At 68.0% G+C, this 9,175-nt stretch carries 7 protein-coding genes; 5 read left to right on the forward strand and 2 right to left on the reverse strand.

All coding sequences use genetic code 11. The annotated features are described in order from the left end of the window. Positions 1–34: 34 nt before the first annotated feature. Positions 35–1,930: a cytochrome c/FTR1 family iron permease gene (locus tag VV867_RS28150; RefSeq protein ID WP_328568157.1), complete on the forward strand. Its 1,896-nt coding sequence runs from the start codon at positions 35–37 to the stop codon at positions 1,928–1,930. 68 nt (positions 1,931–1,998) lie between these two features. Beyond that, the gene (locus VV867_RS28155) at positions 1,999–2,460 is read left to right on the forward strand and encodes a YaiI/YqxD family protein (protein ID WP_328568158.1); all 462 of its coding nucleotides are present in this window, start codon (positions 1,999–2,001) and stop codon (positions 2,458–2,460) included. Positions 2,461–2,741: 281 nt separating this feature from the next. Here the strand turns inward: VV867_RS28155 and elbB are convergent, their stop codons facing one another. Next, on the reverse strand, positions 2,742–3,395 hold the full coding sequence (gene elbB / locus VV867_RS28160; RefSeq protein ID WP_109932143.1) for an isoprenoid biosynthesis glyoxalase ElbB: 654 nt from the start codon (positions 3,393–3,395) through the stop codon (positions 2,742–2,744). 140 nt (positions 3,396–3,535) lie between these two features. Between elbB and VV867_RS28165 the strand changes: the two genes are divergently transcribed. Continuing rightward, entirely contained in the window at positions 3,536–4,774 is a 1,239-nt protein-coding gene (locus VV867_RS28165; RefSeq protein ID WP_328568159.1) for a sterol desaturase family protein, read from the forward strand. Here the strand turns inward: VV867_RS28165 and VV867_RS28170 are convergent, their stop codons facing one another. After that, on the reverse strand, positions 4,775–5,338 hold the full coding sequence (locus VV867_RS28170; RefSeq protein WP_275630542.1) for a DedA family protein: 564 nt from the start codon (positions 5,336–5,338) through the stop codon (positions 4,775–4,777). Between the two features lie 244 nt (positions 5,339–5,582). On the opposite strand from VV867_RS28170, the gene hemB reads away from it, so the two are divergent. Beyond that, the gene (hemB, locus tag VV867_RS28175) at positions 5,583–6,596 is read left to right on the forward strand and encodes a porphobilinogen synthase (RefSeq protein ID WP_109937081.1); all 1,014 of its coding nucleotides are present in this window, start codon (positions 5,583–5,585) and stop codon (positions 6,594–6,596) included. A 22-nt stretch (positions 6,597–6,618) separates the two neighbouring features. Next, entirely contained in the window at positions 6,619–8,814 is a 2,196-nt protein-coding gene (gene ppk1, locus VV867_RS28180; RefSeq protein WP_328568160.1) for a polyphosphate kinase 1, read from the forward strand. Positions 8,815–9,175: the final 361 nt, after the last annotated feature.

Genomic DNA, 9,175 nt, shown 5'->3' on the forward strand with positions numbered 1-9,175 from the left:
TATTGGCGCCCTCCATTCTCATTCGCCTTCCGCCATGCGCCTTCCAAAGCTTCTCATCTGGCTGCTGCCGCTGCTTTGCGGCGCCAGCCTCACGGCCCTGGCCGACGCGCCGGTCGACCCTTCCCAGGCCCTGCACCTGCTGAGCTACCTGGCTGCCGACTACCCGCCGACGGTGAACGCCGGGCAGGTGGTCGACGCCACCGAATACCAGGAACAGCTGGAGTTCGCCGGCCAGTTGCAGGCGTTGTTGCTGGCCTTGCCGGCGCGCCCCGAGCGGGCCGACCTGGAGCGCGAGGTGGCCGGCCTGCGCCGCGCCATCGAGCAGCGCCAGCCCGGCGCCCTGGTGGCGCAGCAGGCGCGGCACCTGGAAGCGCGCCTGGCGGATGTCTACCAGGTGGTGCAGACCCCGGCCATCACCCCCGACCCGGCCCGTGGCGCGCCGATCTTCGCCCAGCAGTGTTCCATCTGCCATGGCGACGCCGGCAAGGGCGACGGCCCGGCGGGCATCGGCCTGCAGCCGCCGCCGGCCGACCTCACGGCCCGCGCGCGCCTGGACCAGCTGAGCCTCTACGACCTGCGCACGGTGATCGGCCTGGGCGTCGCCGGCACCGACATGCCGGCCTTCGCCGACCAGCTGGACGAGCGCCAGCGCTGGGACCTGGCGGCCTACGTCGCCGGCCTGAGCGCCACCGCCGCCCAGCCCGACGGCACCCACGCCTACCCGCTGGCCAGCCTGGCCACCCAGACCCCGGCCGAAGTGGCCGCCCGCGATGGCGACGCCGCCGCGCAGAGCTTCCGGGCCCTGCGTGCGCACCCGCCGCTGGAGCACCGCGGCCCTGCGCAGCTGATCGACTACACCGCCGCCACCCTGGACAAGAGCTTCGCCATCTACCGCCAGGGCGACCACGACCAGGCCTACGACCTGTCCGTGGCGGCCTACCTGGAAGGCTTCGAGCTGGTGGAAAGCTCGCTGGACAACGTCGACGCCACCCTGCGCAAGGCCACCGAGAAAGAGCTCATGGCCTACCGCCAGACGCTCCGCGACGGCCTGCCGGAAGCCCAGGTGGCGCAGCAGCTGGAGCGCGCCAAGGGCAAGCTGGGCGAAGCCGCCAAGGCATTGAGCGGCGACTCCCTGAGCAGCACCATCAGCTTCGTCTCGGCCCTGCTGATCCTGTTGCGCGAGGGCGTCGAGGCGATCCTGGTGCTCGCCGCCATCCTCGCCTTCCTGCGCAATACCGGGCAGGAAGCCGCCACCCGCGGCGTGCACGTCGGCTGGGGCCTGGCCTTCGTCGCCGGCATCGCCACCTGGGCGCTGGCGGCCTACGTGATCGACATCGGCGGCGCCCAGCGCGAGCTGATGGAGGGCTTCACCTCGCTGTTCGCCTGCGTGATGGTGCTCTGGCTCGGCGTGTGGATGCACGACCGCCGCCACGCCGCGGCCTGGCAGGACTACATCCGCAGCAGCCTGGTGGGCGGCGGCGGGCGCTTCGGCTTCGCCGTGCTGGCGTTCTTCTCGGTGTACCGCGAGCTGTTCGAGGTCATCCTGTTCTACGAAACCCTCTGGCTGCAGGCCGGCCCGGCCGGGCACAGCGCGGTGATCGCCGGCGCCGGGTGCGCGGTGGTGCTGCTGATCGGCCTGGCCTGGGTGATCCTGCGCGGCTCGGCGAAGCTGCCGCTGAAGCTGTTCTTCACCGTCAACGCCGCGCTGCTCTGCGCGCTCTCGGTGGTGTTCGCCGGGCATGGCGTGGTGGCGCTGCAGGAAGCCGGGGTGATCGGCACCCGCCCGGTGCCCTTCTTCGACTTCGACTGGCTGGGCATCAAGGCCGACGCCTATTCGCTGTCGGCCCAGGCCCTGGCGCTGCTGGCGGTGGCCGTGCTCTACGGGCGCAGCCTGCTGGTGGAAAAACGCAAGGCCGCGGCGCTGCCCTGAGGCGGCGCGCGGCAAACCCCGACGGCCAGTGCGATACTGGCCGTCGTCATGTTCGGGAAACGAGTCCGATGCGTATCTGGATCGATGCCGACGCCTGCCCCCGCGCGGCGAAGGAACTGGTGGCGAAGTTCGCCCTGAAGCGCAAGCTGGAAGTGGTGATGGTCGCCGGCCAGCCGGTGGCCAAGCCTGCATTCGCCTGCGTGCGCCTGGTGGTGGTGCCCAGCGGCATGGATGCCGCCGACGACTACCTGGTGGAGCAGGCCGAGCCGGGCGACCTGGTGATCTGCAGCGACGTGCCGCTGGCCGACCGCCTGGTGAAGAAGGGCGTGGACGCCCTGGACCCGCGCGGCCGCGAGTTCGACGCGAAGAACATGGGCGAGCGCCTGGCCATGCGCAACCTGCTCACCGACCTGCGCGACCAGGGCCAGATGGGCGGCGGCCAGGCGCCCTATGGCGACAAGGACCGCCAGGCTTTCGCCAATGCGTTGGATCGGTTGCTGACGAAGTTGAGCAAGGGAAGTTCTTCGTAGGAGCGAGCTTGCTCGCGAATAGAGTTTCCTGGGGGCTGCAGAGCTGGGTTTGAGAGCGTCCTCTCCCCAGCCCTCTCCCTGAAGGGAGAGGGGGCTTGTCCGTGCCGGCGGATAGGCATGGTTTCAACCTGCAACTTCGCTTCCGGCTAACACTGAAATGCCCGTTTCTGCCCAACGGTCCCCTAGAGGGTTAGGGAGAGGGCAAGGGGGCTGCCCCACGCGCCGGAGTTACCGGGAGATGCGGTTCGCGAGCAGGCTCGCTCCTACGACAAGCGGCTGCATCAGGCCAGTTCAAGCACCCGATCGACCAACTTGTTGATCCCGCTGGCTGCCTCGGCGATGTTCTGCGCCAGCATGTAGGCCGGGGTGGTCACCAGTTTGTGGCGGCTGTCCTCGACTATCTCGTCCACCGGGCATTCGACGTGCTTGGCGCCCATGCGGGTCAGGGCGGCGGCGGTGTCGGCGTCGCAGCCGATGGTGCATTCGATGCCCGGGCCGTAGATGCGCTCGGCCATGGCCGGGGCGATGCAGATCAGGCCCACCGGCTTGTGCGCGGCGGCGAAGGCCTTGGCCAGGGCCAGCACGTCCGACTCGACCTCGCACTGGTCGCCCTCGAAGGCGAAGTTGCTGAGGTTCTTCGCCGCGCCGAAGCCGCCGGGAACGATGAGCGCGTCGAAGTCCTCGGCCTTCGCCTCGCGCACGTCCCTGATGGCGCCACGGGCGATGCGCGCGGACTCCACCAGCACGTTGCGGCTCTCGGGCATTTCCTCGCCGGTCAGGTGGTTGACCACGTGGTGCTGGGCGATGTCCGGGGCGAAGCACTGCACCTGCGCACCGCGCTGGGCCAGGCGCAGCAGGGTGATCACGCTTTCGTGGATCTCGGCGCCGTCGTAGACGCCGCAGCCGGAGAGGATGACGGCAACTTTCTTGTGCATGCAGGTACTCCTGGTTCGGGGTGGCCGGCGTGGCGACGTGCCTGTCGCCATATGCCGGCCGGGTTGTCACCGGCGGCCGTTGTACCCGGGCGCCAGAGGACTAGGATCGGTATCCATAAGCATAACGATTCGGTCGCGCCATGAACTACATCCTCTTCGCGGTGCCGTTCTTCTTTCTGCTGATCGCGCTGGAGCTGCTCGCCGACCGCTGGCGCGGCACCTCCACCTACCGCCTGGGCGACGCCCTGAACAGCCTCAGCGCCGGGGTGCTGTCCACCACCAGCGGCCTGCTGACCAAGGGCATCGGCCTGGTCACCTACGTGTTCGCCTGGCAGCACCTGGCGCTCTTCGAGTTGTCGGCGCAAAGCGCCTGGGTCTGGGTGTTCGCCTTCGTCTTCTACGACTTCTGCTACTACTGGAACCACCGCCTGGGCCACGAGCGCAGCATCCTCTGGGCGGCCCACGCGGTGCACCACCAGAGCGAGGAGTACAACCTCAGCACGGCGCTGCGGCAGACCAGCACGGGCTTCCTGTTCGGCTGGATCTTCTATCTGCCGATGGCGGTGGCCGGGGTGCCGCCGCTGGTGTTCCTCACGGTGGCGGCGCTGAACCTGCTCTACCAGTTCTGGGTGCACACCCGGCACATTCCCAAGCTGGGCTGGTTCGAATGGGTCTTCATCAGCCCTTCGAACCACCGGGTGCACCATGCGCAGAACCCTGTCTACATGGACCGCAACTACGGTGGCGTGTTCATCCTCTGGGACCGCCTGTTCGGCACCTTCCAGGAAGAGCTGGACGAGGAGCCGGTGGTGTTCGGCGTGACCGTGCCGCTGGCCAGCTGGAACCCGCTGTGGGCCAACCTGCAGGTGTATACCGCGCTGTGGAACGATGCGCGGCGGGCGGGCAGCTGGTGGGACAAGCTGCGCATCTGGTTCATGCGCACCGGCTGGCGCCCGGCCGACGTGGCGGCGCGCTACCCGCTGCAGAAGCCCGACCTGGCCACCTTCCGCAAGTTCGAGGTGCCGCTCTCCCGCGGCCGGCAGTGGTACGCGGCGCTGCAGTTCGCCGGCTACGTGGTCGGCGGCACCTTGTTGCTGGGGTTGGGGGAGGGCTGGCCGCTGCCGGCGCTGCTGCTGGGGTGGGCGTGGATGGCCTGCGGCCTGTTCGCCATCGGCGCCTGGCTGGAGAGCCGCGCCTGGGCGCCGAGGCTGGAAGTGTTGCGCCTGCTGCTGAACCCGCCCTGGGTGGCGGTTACCGCCGCAGCGGCCGGCCTGGCGCTGCCGGGGTGGGCGTTGGCGTTGCTGGGCGCCCATGCCGGCCTCAGCCTGCTGGCGCTGTGGGGCCTGCGCCACGAGGGGCGGCAGGCGCAGCCGGCCTGATCAGCCGCCGTTGCGGCTGTTCCTGATGCGCCGGTGCAGCCACAGCAGCAGGCCCACGGCGAGCAGGCCGCCGAGGACCATGAGTTCGTACTTCTTGATGTTGCCCAGCACGCCTTCGAGCACGCTGCCGAAGTAGTACGCCGCCGAGCCGAGCACGCTGGCCCAGACGATGGCGCCTAGGCCGTTGAGCAGCAGGTAGCGGCCCGGCGGATAGCCGGACAGGCCGATGGCCACCGGCATCACCGTGCGCAGGCCGTAGACGAAGCGGAAGCTCAGCACCCACAGGTCCGGGCGCCGCCGCACGTGCTCCAGGGCGCGGTCGCCGAGCTTCTGCCAGCGCGGCTTGCGCGCCAGCAGCTTGCGCCCGTGGCGGCGGCCGAGGAAGTACCAGAGCTGGTCGCCCGCGTAGCTGCCGAGGAAGGCCACGGCGATCACGTATTCGAGCTGCATGTAGCCACGGAAGGCAAGGAAACCGGCCAGCACCAGAATCGTCTCGCCCTCGAAGAAGGTGCCGAGGAACAGGGCCAGATAGCCGAAATCCTGCAGGAATTGTTGGAGCATTATCGAGGCAACGCAGCGAAATGAACGCGCAGCCTAACCCGGTTGTCGTCCGGGGGGAAGGCACCTGCTGGCGGCTTGCTGGCCTTTGCATGGCCCAGGCCGCCTACTTTGGTCGTATGCTGCGGCTTCGGGCCCCTGCGACCGGTTGCCGCGACCCCGGGTCACTGTTACCCCTTGTTACCAATCGGTCATAATCACGGACTATAACTGTCACACTGTGCCTGCTGCCCGGGCCCTGGAGTACGCCGTGAGCTTCATTTCCGCCGAACGCGCCTTCCCCTTCACCCGCCTGCGCCGTAACCGCCGCGACGAGTTTTCCCGTCGCCTGGTGCGCGAGAACGTGCTGAGCGTCGACGACCTCATCCTTCCGGTGTTCGTCCTCGACGGCAAGAACCAGCGCGAGGCCATCGCCTCGATGCCGGGCGTCGAACGCCTGTCCATCGACCTGCTGCTGCAGGAGGCCGAGCAACTGGTGGAGCTGGGCATCCCGGCGCTGGCGCTGTTCCCGGTCACCCCGCTGGAGAAGAAGTCCCTCGACGGCGCCGAGGCGTACAACCCCGAGGGCATCGCCCAGCGCGCTACCCGCGCCCTGCGCGAGCGCTTCCCGGAACTGGGCATCATCACCGACGTGGCCCTGGACCCGTTCACCAGCCATGGCCAGGACGGCATCCTCGACGAGAACGGCTACGTGATGAACGACGAGTCGGTGGACGTGCTGGTCAGGCAGGCGCTGTCCCACGCCGAGGCCGGCGCCCAGGTGGTGGCCCCCTCGGACATGATGGACGGCCGCGTCGGCGCCATCCGCGAGGCGCTGGAATCCACCGGGCACACCAACGTGCGCATCATGGCCTACTCGGCCAAGTACGCCAGCGCCTACTACGGCCCGTTCCGCGACGCGGTCGGCTCCGCCGCCAACCTCGGCAAGGGCAGCAAGGCCACCTACCAGATGGACCCGGGCAACAGCGACGAGGCGCTGCACGAGATCGCCGCCGACCTCGCCGAAGGCGCCGACATGATCATGGTCAAGCCGGGCATGCCCTATCTGGACATCGTCCGCCGGGCCAAGGACGAATTCCGCGCGCCGACCTTCGTCTACCAGGTCAGCGGCGAATACGCGATGCACATGGCGGCCATCGAGAATGGCTGGCTCAGCGAGGCGGTGATTCTCGAATCGCTGCTGGCCTTCAAGCGCGCCGGCGCTGATGGCATCCTGACCTACTTCGCCAAACGTGCGGCAGAACAACTGAAAAGGGGGCGCTGACGCCCCCGCGACGAGACTTGCGATGAATACCGAAGGCCAGAACGCAACCGATCTGATCGAAACCGAAGTGACCGTCACCGAAACCCTGGCGCTGCCCGAGGCGGCCGAAACCGTCGTGGAGGTGCCCGCCGCGCCGGCGGTGAACGTCGACGACAGTGCCCTCTACATTCATCGCGAGCTGTCGCAGCTGCAGTTCAACATCCGCGTGCTGGAGCAGGCGCTGGACGAGTCCTACCCGCTGCTCGAGCGCCTGAAGTTCCTGCTGATCTTCTCCAGCAACCTCGACGAGTTCTTCGAGATCCGCGTCGCCGGGCTGAAGAAGCAGATCACCTTCGCCCGCGAGCAGGCCGGCGCCGACGGCCTGCTGCCGCACCAGGCCCTGGCGCGGATCAGCGAGCAGGTGCACGAGCAGGTCGGCCGGCAGTACGCCATCCTCAACGACATCCTGCTGCCCGAGCTGGCCAAGCACGGCGTGCGCTTCATCCGCCGGCGCTACTGGACGCCGAAGATCAAGGCCTGGGTGCGGCGCTTCTTCCGCGACGAGATCGCCCCGATCATCACCCCTATCGGCCTCGACCCGACCCACCCGTTCCCGCTGCTGGTGAACAAGAGCCTGAACTTCGTGGTGGAGCTCGAGGGGATGGACGCCTTCGGCCGCGACTCCGGCCTTGCGATCATCCCGGCGCCGCGCTCGCTGCCGCGGATCATCCGCCTGCCCGAGGACGTGGCCGGGGAGGGCGACAACTACGTGTTCCTCTCCTCGATGATCCATGCCCACGCCGACGACCTGTTCTCCGGCATGAAGGTCAAGGGCTGCTACCAGTTCCGCCTGACGCGTAACGCCGACCTCTCGGTGGACGCCGAGGACGTCGAGGACCTGGCCCGCGCACTGCGCGGCGAGCTGTTCTCGCGGCGCTACGGCGACGCCGTGCGCCTGGAAGTGGTGGACACCTGCCCGGCGAACCTGTCCAACTACCTGCTCAAGCAGTTCGGCCTGGCCGAGAGCGAGCTGTACAAGGTCAGCGGCCCGGTCAACCTGACCCGCCTGTTCAGCGTCACCGGCCTTGCCAGCCACCCGGAGCTGCAGTACCCGCCGTTCACCCCGACCATTCCCAAGCTGCTGCAGAAGAAGGAGAACATGTTCGGCGTGCTGGCCAAGCTGGACGTGCTGCTGATGCACCCCTTCGAGTCCTTCACCCCGGTGGTCGACCTGCTGCGCCAGGCCGCCAAGGACCCGAACGTGCTGGCCATCAAGCAGACCCTGTACCGCTCCGGGGCCAACTCGGAGATCGTCGACGCCCTGGTGGAAGCGGCGCGCAACGGCAAGGAGGTCACTGCGGTGATCGAACTGCGCGCGCGCTTCGACGAGGAGTCCAACCTGCAGCTGGCCAGCCGCCTGCAGCAGGCCGGCGCGGTGGTGATCTACGGCGTGGTCGGCTTCAAGACCCACGCCAAGATGATGCTCATCCTCCGCCGCGAGGACGGCGAGCTGCGCCGCTACGCGCACCTGGGTACCGGCAACTACCACGCCGGCAACGCCCGCCTGTACACCGACTACAGCCTGCTCACCGCCGACGTGGCGCTGTGCGAGGACCTGCACAAGCTGTTCAACCAGCTGATCGGCATGGGCAAGACGCTGCGCATGAAGAAGCTGCTGCACGCGCCCTTCACGCTGAAGAAGAACCTGCTGGAGATGATCAACCGCGAGGCGGCCCAGGCCGCCGAGGGCAAGCCGGCGCACATCATGGCCAAGGTCAACTCGCTGACCGACCCGAAGGTCATCCGCGCGCTGTACAAGGCCAGCCAGGTGGGGGTGAAGGTCGACCTGGTGGTGCGCGGCATGTGCTGCCTGCGCCCGGGTGTGCCGGGGGTCTCGCACAACATCCACGTGCGCTCCATCATCGGCCGCTTCCTCGAGCACAGCCGCATCTACTACTTCCTCAACGGCGGCGACGAGAAGCTGTACCTCTCCAGCGCCGACTGGATGGAGCGCAACCTCGACATGCGCGTGGAGACCTGCTTCCCGGTGGAAGGCAAGAAGCTGGTGCAGCGGGTGAAGAAGGAGCTGGAGCTGTACCTGGCCGACAACACCCAGGCCTGGGTGCTGCAACCCGACGGCAGCTACCAGCGCCTGAACCCCACCGGCAACCAGAACCCGCGCAACGCCCAGGCCATGCTGCTGGAGCGGCTGTGCACGCCGGTGATCAACGGACGCTGAGCGGCTGCCGAAAGACGAAAGCCCCGCCGCGCGAGCGCCGGGGCTTTTTGCTGCGGGCATGTTTCTCGTAGGAGCGGACCTCATCCGCGAATCGCGCCAGGGGGCGGCTATCGCGGAGAAGCTCCGCTCCTACGGTCCAGGCTGGTATGGCTTCCTGTAGGAGCGGGCCCTGCCCGCGATTCGCGCGCAGGGCGCGCTCCTACAGGGGAATGGCGTGGATGTGAGCTGGCCTAATGATCTTGGACACCTTCATCGGGCGCTATCATGGCGCCCAACTGGAGGCAAAAATAGTGCGAAAGTCCTATTCAAATGAATTCAAAATCAAGACTGCCGAGATGGTGCTTGATGGCGGGATGTCCGT

Source organism: Pseudomonas sp. JH-2, from assembly GCF_036231725.1.
Lineage (GTDB): Bacteria > Pseudomonadota > Gammaproteobacteria > Pseudomonadales > Pseudomonadaceae > Pseudomonas > Pseudomonas delhiensis.

What these genes read in the sequence shown, in the direction of transcription:
- VV867_RS28150 (WP_328568157.1), top strand. Translation starts at nt 35, where the DNA reads ATGCGCCTTCCAAAGCTTCTCATCTGGCTGCTGCCGCTGCTTTGCGGC.
- VV867_RS28155 (WP_328568158.1), top strand. Translation starts at nt 1,999, where the DNA reads ATGCGTATCTGGATCGATGCCGACGCCTGCCCCCGCGCGGCGAAGGAA.
- elbB (WP_109932143.1), bottom strand. Translation starts at nt 3,395, where the DNA reads ATGCACAAGAAAGTTGCCGTCATCCTCTCCGGCTGCGGCGTCTACGAC.
- VV867_RS28165 (WP_328568159.1), top strand. Translation starts at nt 3,536, where the DNA reads ATGAACTACATCCTCTTCGCGGTGCCGTTCTTCTTTCTGCTGATCGCG.
- ppk1 (WP_328568160.1), top strand. Translation starts at nt 6,619, where the DNA reads ATGAATACCGAAGGCCAGAACGCAACCGATCTGATCGAAACCGAAGTG.